The sequence below is a fragment of the Mesorhizobium sp. M6A.T.Ce.TU.002.03.1.1 genome, from assembly GCF_003997275.1.
Lineage (GTDB): Bacteria > Pseudomonadota > Alphaproteobacteria > Rhizobiales > Rhizobiaceae > Mesorhizobium > Mesorhizobium mediterraneum.
On the sequence record NZ_RZTI01000009.1, the window covers coordinates 45,038 to 60,767 of the forward strand.

The window sequence follows — 15,730 nt, forward strand, 5'->3', positions numbered from 1 at the left end:
CCGCGGACCGGCGGCTTATCTGTTTCGCACCTAAAACCAGAGAGACAGGAAATTCTTCGACGTATACGGTCTTTCTCACTGCAAGTTGAAGCCGTTGCTGAGGGAGCTGATTTCGCGTCGATGCGCATAGTTTCGGCCCGTGGCCGGTGGCCACGAACGAACCGGAGCCGGGTGACTATGTGATCACCTACCATAGGGACGAACATGAAGCGGGCTGGCTCGTCAGGCCTTACCATTCTCTTGCTGGGCACGGTCGAGCTCGCCGGCTGCGCAGGCGGCGTGCTCGACCCACAAGGGCCGGTCGGCGCCGGCAATCGGACAATCCTGCTCAACTCGCTGGCTGTCATGTTGGTGATCGTCGTCCCGACCATCGTCGCCGCGCTATGGTTTGCATGGTGGTTTCGCGCTTCCAACATCCGCGCCAAATACGATCCAGGATTCACCTATTCAGGCCGGATAGAGCTCATCGTCTGGTCAATTCCGACGCTGACGATCCTTTTTCTTGGGGGTCTGATTTATTACGGATCCCATCAGCTCGACCCTCGCAAGCCTCTATCGTCGACCAATTCGCCGCTTGAGGTGCAAGTCGTCGCGCTCGACTGGAAATGGCTGTTCATCTACCCCGACCAGCAAATCGCGAGCGTCAACGAACTTGTCATGCCTGCTGGCACGCCGGTGCGGTTCCGCCTGACCTCGGCGAGCGTAATGAACACATTTTTCGTACCGCAGCTCGGGAGCATGATTTACGCGATGAACGGCATGGAAAGCGAGCTCAACCTCCTGGCCGACAAGCCTGGCGTCCTGTATGGCCAGTCGGCCCACTACAGCGGCGATGGTTTCTCGGACATGAATTTTCGGGTGCGGATCGTGCCGCCCGAAGCGTTCGCCCAGTGGACGGCGGGCCTCCGCGGCGGCGGCCAGACCCTGAATGCGGGGGCGTACCGCGAACTCGCCCGACAAAGCCAGGACGTGGCGCCGTTTGCGTTCTCGCATGTTCAGCCAGGGCTGTTTGATGCCGTGGTGCGTCAATACCTGCCGCCAGCACCCGGGCCAAACGAAGGCCGCGGCGGCAATCCACGGGTCCACCCCGATCCTTTGGGTCCGGCCACTCCGGCGGACCCGAATGCCAGACATGAACGACACGGAGGCGGTTGAACCATGCTGGGAAAGCTCGACTGGTCCGCGATTCCCTTCGATGAGCCGATCCCCCTCATCGCCGCTCTCGTCGTCTTCCTTGCGGCTATCGGCGTGTTGGCCTGGATCACCGTCAAAGGCTTCTGGCCCTACCTGTGGCGCGAGTGGATCACCTCGGTGGACCACAAGCGGATCGGCGTCATGTACGTACTTTTGGCGGTGCTTATGCTGCTGCGCGGTTTCATCGACGCGATCATGATGCGCACCCAGCAGATCGCCGCCATACATGGGCCAGGCTATCTGCCGCCCGACCACTATGACCAGATATTTTCCGCGCACGGCACCATCATGATCTTCTTCGGCGCAATGCCGTTCATGATCGGCCTCATGAATCTCGTGGTGCCGTTGCAACTCGGCGTGCGCGATGTGGCCTTTCCGACGCTCAATTCCGTCAGCTTCTGGCTGACTGCGTCGGGTGCACTGCTTGTCAACATTTCACTGGTGATTGGCGAATTCGCCCGCACCGGGTGGCTCCCCTACGCGCCGCTATCGGAGCTCGACTACTCCCCGGGCGTCGGCGTCGATTACTATCTCTGGGCGATCCAGATCTCGGGCGTCGGCACGCTGATGACCGGCGTCAATCTGGTTACCACGATTCTGAAGATGCGCGCTCCGGGCATGGGCTATCTGCGCATGCCCATGTTCTGCTGGACCTCGCTCGCCGCCAACCTCCTCATAGTCGCAGCGTTTCCCATCCTGACGGCAACTTTGGCGATGCTCACGCTCGATCGTTATCTAGGGTTCCACTTCTTCACGAACGAGGCTGGCGGCAACCCTATGATGTTCGTGAACCTCATCTGGGCCTGGGGCCATCCGGAGGTCTATATCCTCGTGCTGCCCGCCTTCGGCATCTTTTCGGAAGTGTTCTCCACCTTCTCGTCAAAGCCGCTATTCGGTTATCGTTCGATGGTGGCCGCTACGCTCTTCATCTGTATCGTCTCGTTCATGGTGTGGCTGCATCACTTCTTCACCATGGGCGCCGGCGCAGATGTGAATGCCGCCTTCGGCATCGCCACCTCGATCATTGCAGTCGGCACGGGCGTGAAGATCTACAACTGGCTCTTCACCATGTATGGCGGACGCATCCGCTTCGACACGCCGATGCTGTGGGCCATCGGCTTCATCACCACCTTCACCGTCGGCGGCATGACCGGCGTGCTGCTGGCCGTTCCGCCTGCCGATTTCATGCTGCACAACTCGATGTTCCTGGTCGCGCATTTCCACAATGTCATCATCGCGGGCGTGCTGTTTGGGGCTTTCGCAGGCTTCACCTATTGGTTCCCGAAGGCGTTCGGCTTCCGGCTGCATGAGGGCTGGGGCAAGGCAGCGTTCTGGTTCACGCTGCTGGGGTTCATTCTCGTCTTCCTGCCACTGTATATCGTCGGCCTGCAGGGCATGACGCGCCGCCTTCAGCACATCGAAATCGACCCTTGGGTGCCTTGGCTGATCGTTGCGGCCTGCGGTATTCTTGTGATGATCCTTGGAGCGGCCTGTCAGATCACACAGCTTGTTGTATCGATCAGGCACCGTGATGAGTTGCGCGACAAAACCGGCGATCCATGGGACGGCCGCTCGCTGGAGTGGTCCACATCGTCTCCGCCGCCAAGCTTCAATTTTGCCAGACTTCCGCATGTGGGAGGCGAGGAAGCCTACTGGACCATGAAGCAGCGCAGGATCGAAATGCAAGATTCGGGCGAGGAGCCGGCCTATGAACCGATCGAGATGCCGAAGAACAGTCCTACCGGATTCGTCGCCGCCTTCTTCGCGACCCTCGTTGGATTCGCGCTCATATGGCACATCTGGTGGCTAGCCATTGTCGGTCTTGTCGGCGCCTACGCCACCTTCGTGGTCTTTGCCTGGCGTGACGTCGCCGAATATGAGGTGTCCGCCGAAGAGCTCGAGCGCATTGAACGCGCCGGTCAGCCTGCTTGGTCTAAGCACGGGGAGGAACTCGCATGAGCGCGGTTTCGGGAGCGCTGCCAGGCGCCATTTCGCCTGGCAGGCCAGATCCACATCGGCTCGGCCACGGCTCCGGCCACAGTCATGGTGCGACGGGGCACGGCGAAGGTGGACCGGCTTCGAAATTCGTGACCGTCGCCTACGGCTTCTGGATTTTCCTGCTGTCCGACATCATCATGTTCTCGGCCTTCTTCGCGGCCTACGCCGTGCTGGCGAAGGAGATCGCCGGGGGCCCGTCCGGCCGCGATCTGTTCGAGCTCCCCAGGGTCGCGATCCAGACCGGGCTGCTTCTCACCTCCAGCTTCACTTGCGGTCTGGGAAGTCTTGCCAGCCACCGGCGCGATATGGTCTGGACACAGATCTGGCTGCTTGTGACAGGGATCCTGGGCGCCGCATTTCTTGTCCTCGAGGTGCAGGAATTCGCCGGAATGATCGAGGAAGGTGCCGGTCCTTCGCGCAGCGCCTTCCTTTCTGCCTTCTTTGCGCTGGTTGGATGCCATGGCCTGCACGTGGGAATGGGCCTGCTCTGGCTGGGCACGATGATCGCGCAGCTTTGGGTGAAGGGTTTTCGCGCCGACATCTTGCGTCGCCTTCAGTGTTTCAACCTGTTCTGGCATGCGCTGGACATCATCTGGATCGCGATCTTCACTCTCGTGTATCTTCTGGGAGCCAGCGCATGAGCGATCGTGACCACCGCCCCGAAGAATTCGCCGACCTTGACGATTCCGCGCCTGGCGAAGAGCGCATCAACGAGCAGGAGGTGGCCGGCGGCCTGCTGGGCTACGTGACAGGGTTTGGCCTGGCCATCCTGCTGACCATCGCCTCTTTCGTCGCGGCGCAGAGCGGTCTCATCTACCAGCCGGCGATCATCTCCGCGCTCGTTGTGCTCGCCATTGCGCAGATGGGCGTGCACCTCGTCTTTTTCATTCATCTCACCACAGGCCCGGACAACACGAACAACGTCCTGGCGCTGGCCTTCGGCGTATTCATTGTCGTGCTTGTCGTGCTCGGTTCCGTCTGGATCATGACGCACCTCAATCACAACATGATGCCGATGAACGGAATCCAAATGCAGTAGTGCAGCAAACGAGAACTGGGCTATCTGCCTTCTCCGTCTGGGCGCCTGGCTATCTCCAAAGGTTCGGGGCGCCGATACATCCTCGCGAATTTGTGGCTCGTCGAATGCTGAGCAACAGAAGCATGAACGGCTTCAAATCTATCTATTTCTTCTCAAACTATTCCGCGGCCAATGCCGTGATCTCGCGACGGAAGGGCAGTGCGTCGCCAATATCGGCTTCATCCAGCTCGCGAGCAAAGCGGTGCCCCGCATAAGTTGCCCACGCGATCGGCCCCGGCGCCTCGGCATCGCCGATGACCTTGATCGAGCGAATGCCGTTATCGGCCCATTCGTCCCTCCGCGCCTTCAAGCCCTGCCAGACGCCATCGTCCTGTTGGCGCGACGTCACCAGCACCACAGCGTCTGCGGCGATGTCACGTCGGTTGCCAGTATATGCACAGGCGGTGGCAACACCTCCCGGCACAATGCGCGTCACGATCCGGTTCAACACGATCTCAACGCCGAGGTCAGCCAGCCGGCGATGGATGGCGCCCTGCTCCAGCGTGTTGCGGGTCCAGTCGGATACATAGGCGGATGGCGTCACCAGCGTCACCTTCGCGCCCTGGCGCGCCATAAGCTCCGCCAGAACGCCACCCATGTAGTAGTGGTCGTCGTCGAACAGCACGACATTGCCGGTCGGCACATTGCCGCCCATCAGATCGTCCGGCGTGTAGACCGGCATGGCCGGATCGATCGGCATCGGCACGACATGCGCGCGCGCCACGCCGTCGCTGCGCCATGTCGAGCCGGTGGCGATGGCAACGTTTTGAAAGCCGAAGGCCAATATGTCCTCGGCAGACAACCGGCTTTCGAAATAGACGTCGACATTCGACATTTGGCTGAGCTGATACTGGCGATAGTCACGCACGCGGCCCCATGCGGAGAGGCCAGGCAAGCGGCACTCGCGCGCCACGCGGCCGCCGAGTTCGGTGCCGGCTTCGGCAACGGCCACCTGATAGCCACGCAGGCCGAGTGCGCGAGCGGCCTCCAGCCCGGCAGGGCCGGCGCCGACGATCAGCACGCTCTCGCTGTCGCCCTTGGCCTGCATGCGCTCCGGATGCCAGCCCTTACGCCACTCCTCCATGAACGTTGGATTTTGCGTGCACCGCGAGATGGACATCGTCATGTCGCCGGTAATGCAGATGTTGCAGCCGATGCATTCGCGAATATCCTCGATCCGCCCCTCCTCCACCTTCTTCGGCAGGAAGGGATCGGCAATCGATGGCCGCGCGCAGCCGATGAAATCAAGCGTGCCGGACCTGATCATCTTCACCATCACATCGGGCGACGTGAAGCGACCGACACCGACGACCGGCTTCGAGGTCAGCTTCTTGATGCCGGACACGAGGCTCTCCTGCGCGGCCTCCTCCTTGAACCGCGACGGCCCGGAGCAGTCCTCCCAGGCGCCATGAGCCAGATCCCAGAGATCGGGCAGGTCGGCGTGCATCTCGATCATGTCACGCACTTCGGAATTGGCGAAGCCAAGCTCGCCGATCATCTCGTCCAGCGACAGCCGCAGCGTCAGGCCGCAGGTGTCGCCGATGGCATCCCGGCCCTCTTCGATCAGCTCACGCATCAGCCGCGAGCGGTTTTCCAGCGAGCCGCCATATTCGTCGCTGCGCTGGTTGGTGGCGGTAGACAGGAAGTGCTGGATGATGCCGAAGCCATGCGCGCCGTAGAGACAAACCAGGTCGAAGCCCGCCCGCCTGGCACGCTTGAAGGCATTGCGGTGCCAGCGGCGCAGGTCGCGGATATCTTGCTTGTCCATGGCGCGCGCCTGAACCGGATCGTTGGTGAAGGTCCGGATGGGCAGGGCCGACGGTCCGCGTGGCACTTCCTTGGTGTAGAGGTTCGGGCCGTTGATGCCTGAATAGGCCAGCTGGATGCCGGCCAGCGCGCCATGCTGATGCATGGCGCTGGCCATCTTGGCCAGTGCTGGGATATCGGCGTCGTCCCACAGCCTGAGCTCGATGAAGGGCGTGATCTCCGAGGTATGGTGCATCTCGGTCTGCTCGGTGAAGATGACGCCCCAGCCGCCTTCCGACTTGATGCGGCGCATCTCGGCGGCGGCGGAAGGATCGCGGTAGCCGCCGCCATTGCAATGCGGAACCTGATAGAAGCGGTTCTTGGCGGTCACTGGACCGATCTTCATGGGCTCGAACAGAATGTCGTAGCGTGGATCGCGCATGGAACTTTCCTCGAGCCGTGGCGCAAGCCGGTCTGCCAAGCGCCATTGGGTTGATGCCGAGAGACTACTCATAAGTTGAGGCAGGCGCCGGAAAACTACAGATTTCTTCCGTGCCGATTAGGACCCGCCTAATCGGCACGGCCTGGATTAGCATCCGGTGAATCCCGGCTGAGCCAAATGCGACTTCAAGGCCGTGGCCACGCGATGCTAGATAGCTCGCACGGGCAACGAGATTTAGACGCATGGACAGCATCCGGATCCTTGAAAAGCTGATCGCATTCCCGACGGTGAGCCGTGACCCGAATCTCGACCTCATCGGCTACGTAGCGGACCTGCTGGACGCACATGGCATTGCCTGCCAGATCATTCAAAGCGGGGATGGCCATAAAGCCAACCTCTTTGCCACCATCGGACCGGCCGGGACTTCCGGCATCATGCTGTCCGGCCACACCGACGTCGTTCCCATCGACGGCCAGAACTGGACGCTGCCGCCCTTCGAGATGAGCGAGCGCGACGGCAAGCTTTACGGACGCGGGGCGGCCGACATGAAGGGCTTCGTCGCCTGCGCGCTCGCTGCATGTGTCACGGCTTCGAAAATGACACTGCAGACCCCGTTGCACCTGGCACTCTCCTACGACGAGGAGATCGGCTGCATCGGCGTGCGCAGCCTGATCGACATGCTGCGAGGAGCCCCGCAACGGCCGTTGCTATGCATCGTCGGCGAGCCGACCGGCATGAAGGTGGCGACGGGTCACAAGGGCAAGCTTGCCGCACGCGCCATCTGCAAGGGACGCGAAGGCCATTCGGCGCTGGCTCCACTGGCGCTCAACGCCATCCATCTCGGCTGCGACTTCGTCGCCGCCTTGCGCCGGGAGCAGGACCGGCTGGCGCGTGATGGCGCCCGCGATGGCGACTACGACATTCCCTACACAACCGTCCACGTCGGCAAGATGAACGCCGGCGTGGCGCTGAACATCGTGCCGAACCTCTGTCAGATCGACTTCGAGATCCGCAATATTGCAGCCGACAACCCTCAGGAGATCCTCGACGGTCTGCGCGCGGAGGCAGCGCGCATTGCCGTCGAAGCTTCGGCCATCGCGCCCGAGGCGGCGATCGACATCGACATCACCAACACCTATCCCGGCCTGGATACGGCGCTCAGTTCGCAAGCCGTCGCTTTCGTCAAATCGCTGACCGGCGCCAACGACACCATCAAGGTTGCCTTCGGCACGGAAGGTGGCCTGTTCAGCAGCGATCTCGGCACGCCGACGGTCGTATGCGGACCGGGGTCGATGGCGCAAGGGCACAAGCCGGACGAATTCGTCAGCGTCGAGCAGATGCGCCGCTGCGACAACATGCTGGACGAATTGCTGCGGCGGCTTGCCGACGACCAACTTCGAGCTTAGCAACAGAGCAGTTCGGATTTGATTGGGTAGCTGATCTAGCCAATCGACTGGTGTTCCACCGCCCGCCCGGCGCCGAATACGCCTTGCTCAACCACAAAATGCCGGCAGTGATCGATGAACGCCTGGACGGTTTGCGTGCGATGTTCGGAGTTGGGCAAGGCGACGCCCATGGTCAGAGGTCGCAGGTCACCATCCAGCGGCACAAAGACAAGTGGCTTGCCGTCCGGCGCCAGGGTGTTGAGCGGCCGCATATTGGCGATGCCGTAGCCGAAGCCATTGGCCACCATGGTGCGCATAACCGCAATGTCGCCTGTGCGCTCGGCGATGTTCGGTCGGATTCCCCGCTGGTGGAACGCCGACAGGAAATATTCGCGACTGAAAGGCAGGTCGAGCAACACCATCGGCTCGTCGGCCAATTCTTCCGTCGTGATCGACGCCTTTCCCGCAAAGCGGTGCCCCGCTGGCAGCATGACATAGGCCGGCACCAGGATCAGCGGCTCGAAGGTCATGTCCTGCGACAGTTCGAGATCGTATGTCAGGGCAAGGTCGATTTCGCCGCGCTGCAGCATCTCGAGCAGCTGCCCTTGATTGCGCTCGAACTGCCGCACACGCACATCAGGATAGGCGCGCTCGAACTTCATGCGCAGAGCCGGCAGAACGATCTGCGCGAACGTCAGCAAGCATCCTACTGCCAGCGGGCCGCGCACCTTTTCTGCAATGTCGCCAGCGACGTCATGCAAGGCGTCGGCGTCGTTGAGCAGGCGGGCGGCTTCCTTCAGGAAGACGCGACCGCCGGCGGTGAGCGACAGGCCGTGCGAATGCTTGCGAACAAAAAGCTGGACGCCGAACTCAGTTTCCAGCTGCGCGATGGAGGCCGAAATCGATGGCGGCGACACGTTGACCTGTTCGGCCGCCTTCGCAATGGAGCCCGCCTCGCCAACGGCGACGAAATATTCCAACTGTCTGAGCGTAAAGCGTAGCGGCATGGCTGGCTATGTTGCCGGTTTAGGTGCTTCGATCAAGCCTTTGCCATCCATCAGTATTTGATCCACGTCGTCTTGAGCGCGGTGTACTTGTCGAGCGCATGCAGCGACAGGTCGCGGCCGAAGCCGGATTGCTTGAAGCCACCGAACGGCGTCATCGGGCTCAGCGCATCGACCGTGTTGACGGAAACCGTGCCGGCATGGAGCCGGCCGGCGATGCGGTGTGCACGCGACATGCTGTCGGTCCACAGCGATGCGGCCAGCCCGTATGGACTGTCATTGGCCATACGGATCGCCTCCGCCTCGTCGTCGAAGGCGATGACAGAAAGCACCGGCCCGAATATCTCGTCCCGCGCAATCGGATCGGTATGCGCGACATCGTCGAAGATGGTGGGCTGGATAAAGCTGCCGCGCCCGTTGACCGTGACCAGATCGCCGCCCGCAACCAAGCGCGCGGTTTTCTTGCCGGCCTCGACAAACCGCATGACATTGGCCGCGTGACGGGCATCGACCATTGCGCCCATTTTCGAAGCCGGATCGAGTGGATCGCCGGGCTGCGTGGCCGCCGCGCGCTGCACGAGCCTTTCCACAAGAGCGTCCTTGATGCCGCGCTGCACGAGCAACCGTGAATTGGCGGAGCAGACTTCGCCCTGGTTGAAGAAGATACCAAAGGCCGCCATATCGGCCGCTGCGTCGAGGTCGCTGCAATCGGCAAAGACGAGGTTGGGGCTCTTGCCGCCGGTTTCCAGCCAGACCTGCTTCATGTTCGACTGACCGGAGTACTGCAGGAACATCTTGCCCACGGCAGTCGAGCCGGTGAAGGCAAGGCAATCCACATCCATGTGGCGGCCAAGCGCCTGGCCGGCGGTTTCGCCAAGGCCGGGCACCACGTTGAGCACGCCAGCCGGCAGGCCCGCTTCAACAGCCAGTTCCGCCAGCCGCAGGGCCGACAAGGGCGACTGCTCGGCCGGTTTCAGCACGACCGAATTGCCCGCCGCCAGCGCCGGCGCGCACTTCCAGGTCGCCATGTCGAGTGGAAAATTCCACGGCACCACTGCGCCGATCACGCCAAGCGGCTCGCGCCGCACCAACACCAGATCGCCTTCACCGGTCGGCGCCACTTCGTCATAGATCTTGTCTATGGCCTCGCCATACCATTGGAAGATCGCTGCCGAGCCGGGAACGTCGACCGAGGCCGCATCCTTGACGAGTTTGCCCATGTCGAGCGATTCAAGCAGGGCCAGTTCATGCAGGTTTTCGCGCAGCAATTGCGCCAGCCGCAACAACACCTCCTTGCGGTGCGCCGGACTGGTCCGTGACCAGACGCCGGCGTTGAAGCTGCGCCGGGCCGCGGCAACAGCCAGATCGATGTCTTCTTCGCCACAGGACGCCACTTCGGCCAAGACTTCGCCGGTTGCCGGATTGACGCTGGCGAAGGTTCGGCCAGAACGCGCCACAACCGCCTTGCCGTCGATGAACGCCTTGTCGCAAAAACGGATCGCGGATGCTTTGCCGATCCAGTCCTTGTGGCTGAGTTCGCTCATCGCAGATGTTCCGTGGCTGTCTCTTGACTATTCATCGCCGGGCACGCCGTAGCTCGGCGCATCGGATGGATTTATCGCGCGGGTCACATAGGCATCGAGCTGTGGCTTGTAGAGTTCCCACAGCGTCGCCAGTTGCTCGATCGGGCAGTCGTCGGTCCAGTCGCAGCGCAGGTCGGCGACCGGCCACGCAACCTCGCGCACCAGCTTCATTCCGGCGGAATGGATCGGGCCTGCCTCGCCACCTGCTTTCAGCGCGGCGCGCATGGTCGCGATGAGGCGGTCGCCCAGATGCCCTTCCGACACCAGAAAGGCCTCGACCATGGCTTGCGGCACTCCGTCATGGGCCAGCATGTTTCCGCCGCAAGCAACATTTTCCGCGCGCGCTTCCGCCCAGATGCCAAGCGCCCTGGGGCCTGAATGAATTGCGGTCGTCCCAGTGGCATCGACAGCCAGCACCTGCCGGTATTCGCTATAGGCGCCGGTGCGCTTCAATATGGCGACCGCCTCGGCCGCCGAAGCGCCGCGCGCCAGCAGTTCGAGGCCTCGCAGACCAAGCGTCGGATCGGTGACGTTCTGGCTTGCAATGGCGCCGACACCTGCCTGCGCGTAGGCGCAGCGCGCTGCTACCGCCGGCGACGAGGATGACACCGCGACCCCGAACATGCCGGTGCGGCTGCACCGCGCGACAATGGAGAATGTCATCGCCGTTAATCCGGGATGATCGAAGTGCGATCATCCGGAATGACGGCGGTGCCGTCGATCTCGACCAGCCAGTCCGGCCGCGCCAGGGCCTGCACGACAAGGCCGGTTGAGACGGGATGCACGCCTTTGATGTATTCGCCCATGGTGCGGTAGACCGCCTCGCGATGGCGCACGTCGGTGATGTAGACCACCACCTTGACCAGGTGTTCCATGGTGCCGCCGCACTCCTCGATCAGTTGGCGAATGTTCTGCATGACCTTGTGCGTCTGCTCGACGGGATCGTGGCTATCGATGTTCTTGGCCGTGTCGAGGTCCTGCGGACACTGGCCACGCAGATAGACGGTTCTGCCGCCCCGCGTAACAACCGCCTGACACAGATCGTTGTCGAGTTTTTGCTCGGGATAGGTGTCTTTCGTGTTGAACTTGCGAATTCGGGTATGCGCCATCTTGGTCTCCGTCAGATCAGGCTCGAGGTCAGGACATCCGTTTCAGTTGCCGTTGGCTACGCCACCTTGGTGTCGCGCTTCGCGGACGCATGGTAGGCTAGGTATTTGCGCTGCGTGGAAATATGGTCCGCCACATGCTGGGCGTCATGCCAGACGCCCCAGATGAAGCTGGATCCCCTGCGCGATTGCCACGGCAGGCCCAGGAAATAGATTCCGGGCTCGGTCGACACACCGCGCTGATGCCTCGGCTTGCCCTTTTCGTCGAACACATCGACTTTCAGCCAGTTGTAATCGACGGTGAATCCCGTTGCCCAGATGATCGAACCTATTCCTGCTTCTGCCAAGTTGAGATCGAGAATCGGATCGGTCACGCATTGCGGGTCCGACCCGATCTTGCGGGCCTCGGGCTCTTCGGGAAGGTCAAGGCCGTTTCGGGCAACATAGGCGTCGGCCTCGTCCAGCACCGACATATAGTTCGCATCGCCGCGAGCGATATTCCTGGCCAGATCGGGCGCGAAGGTCATGATACCGTCCCTGTACAATTCCGTCCGGCCAACCAGCGTCATCCCTTGCGCGGCAAGGCGCCGGAAGTCGATCGTTTGGCCGCCACGCGCACCGCTCACCGCGATGGTGACATGTTCCGTGCCGGGCGCCGGCGCCTGGGCGTCCCACTTGCCCAAAACCCCCAGCCACCAGCAGAAGTCACGCTCGCGATAGGCCCGCGGCGGGCGATCATGCGGCCCGACCGAGAGGTAGACGCGCCTTCCCGCACACAAGAGTTCGTCCGCGATCTGCACCCCCGAGGATCCCGAACCGACCACCAGCACCGCACCGTCGGGCAGTTGGCCGGGATTACGATAGGCGCTGGAATGGATCTGCATGAGCCCGGCATCTGCGGGAACGATGGCCGGGACAACGGGATGTTGGAAAGCGCCGGTGGCGGCAACCAAATTGCTGGCCTCGATCACGCCATCCGAGGTTTCGACCTGGAAACCGGGGCGGCCGACGAGCCTGCGGACTTTTTTTACCTCCACGCCGCAGCGGATAGGGGCTGCGATCATTTCCGCGTAAGCGGCAAAATAGTCCGCAACCTTCTCCTTCGGGACAAAGGCATCGGGATGGGTATCAGGAAACTCCATGCCCGGAAAACGATCGTGCCAAGCGGGACCATTGGCAACCAAGGAGTCCCATCTTTCGGAGCGCCAGCGTTCGGCGATGCGGCGGCGCTCGAGGACGAGATGAGGCACGCCGCACTTGCTCAGATGCTCGCTCATAGCCAATCCCGCCTGGCCGCCGCCAACAACGAGCGTGTCTACTTTTTCAACTGACATTTCAGCGGCCCTTTCTGGCTCTCCCCGAGAATTTCTGCGGATGCGACGGAGGTCTGATCGTTGGTTTACTGGAGGGACCGGGCAGCGAAAATTACGATTTCATGTGGCACTGGTTAGCTTGTCCCTAAATGCCGGGAAGCATGGCCGAAGATGTGGACCGCAGGGCACGGATCATCGCCATTGAGACGGACGAAAGGACGGCGGGATTCAGAGATAAAGGCTTCTGGCCGCCTTGGACGAGAGCAGCTCCTTTGCCGGTCCTTCCTGGGCGACTTTGCCCTTGACCAGGACATAGCCGCGATCGGCGATGCCCAGCCCCATTTCCGCGTTCTGTTCGATCAACAGGATGGTCGTGCCGCGGCGATGGATCTCCCGGGTGATCTCGAAATACTCGCCGATGAGCTTGGGCGACAAGCCGAGCGACGGTTCGTCCATGATCACCAGCCTGGGTTCGCCGATCAGCGCGCGCGCCAGCGCGACCATCGCCTGTTCGCCGCCGGACAGAGTGCCGGCCACCTGGCGCAAACGCTCCTGGATGCGCGGAAACAGGTTACCCATTTTGTCCAGTTGCGCCTCGAAATTGGACCCCCGGCCGGACACCGCGTCGTAGCCCAGACGCAGGTTCTCGATCACGCTCAGGCTGGGAAACAGCCGGCGCCCTTCCGGAACAAGGCCGACACCGAGCGACGCCAGGTTTTCCGTCCCAAGCGTCGCCATGTCCCTGCCCATCACCTCGACCTTGCCGCGCTGGGCGCGCACAACGCCGCACACGGTCATGAAGGTTGTCGTCTTGCCGGCGCCGTTCGGCCCGAGCAGGCAGACCAGTTCGCCGGGATGCACGCTCATCGCCACGCCGCGCAGCATCGGCACCGCCCCGTAGCTGGTATCGACACCCTTCAGCTCAAGCATGGGCGACCGCCTTCCCGAGATAGGCCTCCTGGACGCGCGGATCGGCGCGCACCGCCGCAAAGTCGCCTTCGGCGATCTTGCTGCCATAGTCGATACAGGTGACGTGCTGCGGGAAAGCCTCGACCACCCGCATGTCGTGCTCGATCAGGATCACCGACAGCTCGGGGTTTTCCGCGCGCAACCGCACGATGTCGGCCACCAATGCGTCGGTTTCCGTATCGTCCATGCCGACCGACGGCTCGTCGAGCAGCAAAAGCTTGGGCTGCGAGGCCAGCGCGCGGGCGATCTCCAGCCGGCGCCGGTCGGCCTGCGCTAGCGTTCCCGCTGGCCGATAACGCTGTTCGAACAGACCGCCGGATCCGAGCTTGAGCAGGATTTCGGCCTTTTCCACGCAGGCCGCCATCTCGCGGCGCGACGCGCCCGGCCGGAACAGCGCATCCAGCACGCCGGTCTTCGTGCGGGTGTGCATCCCGATGATGACGTTGTCGAGGACGCTGAGGTCCGAGAACAGCCGCGACGACTGAAATGTGCGGGCGATGCCACGATCGACGACTTCATAGGACGGGCGGCTGGTGATCTCGGCGCCGTTGAACGTCACCCGGCCGGAGGTCGGCCGGTAGACGCCAGTCACGACGTTGAACAGCGTCGACTTGCCGGCGCCATTCGGGCCGATGACGGCGAGCACCGCGCCCTTGTCGATCGAAAGGCTGACATCGTTGAGCGCGACCAACCCGCCGAAGCGCATCGTCAAATTCTCGACTTTGAGAAGCGCGCTCACAGATCGCCCCCGTATCGCCGCATGCGTTGCGGGAACAACCCCTGCGGCCGGATCATCAGGAAGCCGATGATGACGACGCCGAAGAACAGCAGGCGGTAGTCGGCGAAGGCGCGCAGTTTCTCGGGCAGGATGGTCAGCATGAACGCACCGACGATGACGCCGAAAATGTTGTCCATGCCGCCGACGATGACCATGGTCATGATGGTGACGGAGACGAGGAAGGTGAAATTGTCGGGGGAAATGTAGGACACGTAGAAGGCGTAGATCGTGCCGGCAAAGGCGGCCAGGAAGGCATCGACCGCGAACGCCAACACCTTGAACCACGCCACATTGATGCCTTGCGCCTTGGCGGCGATCTCGTCGGCGCGCAGTGCGTTCCAGGCCAGCCCGATGCGCGAGCCATGCAACCGATGCGCCGTGACGATGGCGACGACGACCAGCGCCGCCGCCAGATAATAGAAGTTCGCCTGGCTCGGCAGCTTCCAACCGAAGATCACCAGCGGGTCGGCGAAGGAATGCCCGAACAGGCTGGGCGCAGGAATGCCGACCAGTCCGTTGGGCCCGCCGGTCCAGCTGAAGTTGTTCAGCAACTGCTGGACCACGACGCCAAAGGCGATGGTGACCAGCGCCAGATAGGTGTCACGCGTGCGCATCGAAGGAATGCCGATGATGAAACCGAACAGTGTTGCAGCCAGCGCCGCGACCGGCAGTGTCAGCCAGAAACTGATACCGAAGTTGATCGCCAGCAACGCCGACACATAGGCCCCGATGCCGTAGGAAGCGCCGGTGGCGAAGTTCGGAATGTTGGCACTGCCGAGCTGGAAATTGAGCGCCAGCGCGAGCACGGCATAGAGCTGGGCGACAATCAGCAGATGCAGCATATAGGTATTCGAGCCGACGACGAATGGAAAAGCCACAACGATGACCGCCGCGGTAGCCATCGCCACAAGGGGAGCACGGGCAAAGCTGGCCAACGCGTAGTCGCCGATCCACGGCAGCCTCTCCAACAGGTAGAAGCCGAAGCCGAGCAAAGCCAGCAGGCCGACCACCTGCCAGCCGCCGTCAACCTTCAAAATGAGGTAGAGAAACGCTGCCCCGCAAAGTTGCGAGGCGATGGCGAAGACTGCGGCCGCCGCCTTGCCCGGCGCAGCAAGTGAAGCGCTACCCTGCATG

At 62.3% G+C, this 15,730-nt stretch carries 14 protein-coding genes; 5 read left to right on the plus strand and 9 right to left on the minus strand.

Features of this window, described 5'->3' with window-relative positions; translation table 11 throughout:
• The first annotated feature begins 204 nt into the window (after positions 1 to 204).
• From cyoA to cyoD, 4 genes are read left to right on the plus strand one after another with little or no spacing between them, the layout of a single operon-like run.
• Positions 205 to 1,155 (plus strand): ubiquinol oxidase subunit II, encoded by a 951-nt coding sequence (cyoA, locus tag EOC93_RS04850; RefSeq protein WP_127204010.1) that lies wholly within the window; start codon positions 205 to 207, stop codon positions 1,153 to 1,155.
• A 3-nt stretch (positions 1,156 to 1,158) separates the two neighbouring features.
• Positions 1,159 to 3,153: a cytochrome o ubiquinol oxidase subunit I gene (gene cyoB, locus EOC93_RS04855; RefSeq protein WP_127204011.1), complete on the plus strand. Its 1,995-nt coding sequence runs from the start codon at positions 1,159 to 1,161 to the stop codon at positions 3,151 to 3,153.
• Entirely contained in the window at positions 3,150 to 3,833 is a 684-nt protein-coding gene (cyoC, locus tag EOC93_RS04860) for a cytochrome o ubiquinol oxidase subunit III (RefSeq protein ID WP_127204012.1), read from the plus strand. The genes cyoB and cyoC overlap by 4 nt, the downstream gene beginning before the upstream one ends.
• Positions 3,830 to 4,231, plus strand: coding sequence for a cytochrome o ubiquinol oxidase subunit IV (gene cyoD / locus EOC93_RS04865; protein WP_095486332.1), 402 nt, complete (start codon positions 3,830 to 3,832; stop codon positions 4,229 to 4,231). The genes cyoC and cyoD overlap by 4 nt, the downstream gene beginning before the upstream one ends.
• Before the next feature lie 157 nt (positions 4,232 to 4,388).
• On the opposite strand, the gene EOC93_RS04870 is transcribed toward cyoD, so the two are convergent.
• A complete protein-coding gene (locus EOC93_RS04870; RefSeq protein WP_127204013.1) occupies positions 4,389 to 6,458 on the minus strand; it encodes an NAD(P)-binding protein in 2,070 nt (689 codons plus the stop codon).
• Positions 6,459 to 6,700: 242 nt separating this feature from the next.
• Between EOC93_RS04870 and argE the strand changes: the two genes are divergently transcribed.
• Positions 6,701 to 7,864, plus strand: a complete 1,164-nt coding sequence (gene argE, locus EOC93_RS04875) for an acetylornithine deacetylase (protein ID WP_127204014.1) — start codon at positions 6,701 to 6,703, stop codon at positions 7,862 to 7,864.
• A gap of 35 nt (positions 7,865 to 7,899) precedes the next feature.
• On the opposite strand, the gene EOC93_RS04880 is transcribed toward argE, so the two are convergent.
• From EOC93_RS04880 to EOC93_RS04915, 8 genes are all read right to left on the minus strand, one after another.
• A complete protein-coding gene (locus tag EOC93_RS04880) occupies positions 7,900 to 8,850 on the minus strand; it encodes a LysR family transcriptional regulator (RefSeq protein WP_095486329.1) in 951 nt (316 codons plus the stop codon).
• Positions 8,851 to 8,900: 50 nt separating this feature from the next.
• Positions 8,901 to 10,391: an aldehyde dehydrogenase gene (locus EOC93_RS04885; protein ID WP_095486328.1), complete on the minus strand. Its 1,491-nt coding sequence runs from the start codon at positions 10,389 to 10,391 to the stop codon at positions 8,901 to 8,903.
• Between the two features lie 27 nt (positions 10,392 to 10,418).
• Positions 10,419 to 11,093: a DUF1028 domain-containing protein gene (locus tag EOC93_RS04890; RefSeq protein ID WP_095486327.1), complete on the minus strand. Its 675-nt coding sequence runs from the start codon at positions 11,091 to 11,093 to the stop codon at positions 10,419 to 10,421.
• Between the two features lie 5 nt (positions 11,094 to 11,098).
• On the minus strand, positions 11,099 to 11,539 hold the full coding sequence (locus tag EOC93_RS04895; protein WP_095486326.1) for a RidA family protein: 441 nt from the start codon (positions 11,537 to 11,539) through the stop codon (positions 11,099 to 11,101).
• Between the two features lie 56 nt (positions 11,540 to 11,595).
• Complete coding sequence (locus EOC93_RS04900; RefSeq protein ID WP_095486325.1) at positions 11,596 to 12,870, minus strand: NAD(P)/FAD-dependent oxidoreductase; 1,275 nt, start codon at positions 12,868 to 12,870, stop codon at positions 11,596 to 11,598.
• A 207-nt stretch (positions 12,871 to 13,077) separates the two neighbouring features.
• Positions 13,078 to 13,779 (minus strand): ABC transporter ATP-binding protein, encoded by a 702-nt coding sequence (locus EOC93_RS04905; protein ID WP_095486324.1) that lies wholly within the window; start codon positions 13,777 to 13,779, stop codon positions 13,078 to 13,080.
• Positions 13,772 to 14,557: an ABC transporter ATP-binding protein gene (locus EOC93_RS04910; RefSeq protein WP_245461365.1), complete on the minus strand. Its 786-nt coding sequence runs from the start codon at positions 14,555 to 14,557 to the stop codon at positions 13,772 to 13,774. Before EOC93_RS04910 ends, EOC93_RS04905 begins: the two co-directional genes overlap by 8 nt.
• Complete coding sequence (locus EOC93_RS04915) at positions 14,554 to 15,729, minus strand: branched-chain amino acid ABC transporter permease (protein ID WP_095486323.1); 1,176 nt, start codon at positions 15,727 to 15,729, stop codon at positions 14,554 to 14,556. The genes EOC93_RS04910 and EOC93_RS04915 overlap by 4 nt, the downstream gene beginning before the upstream one ends.
• Position 15,730 lies beyond the last annotated feature (1 nt).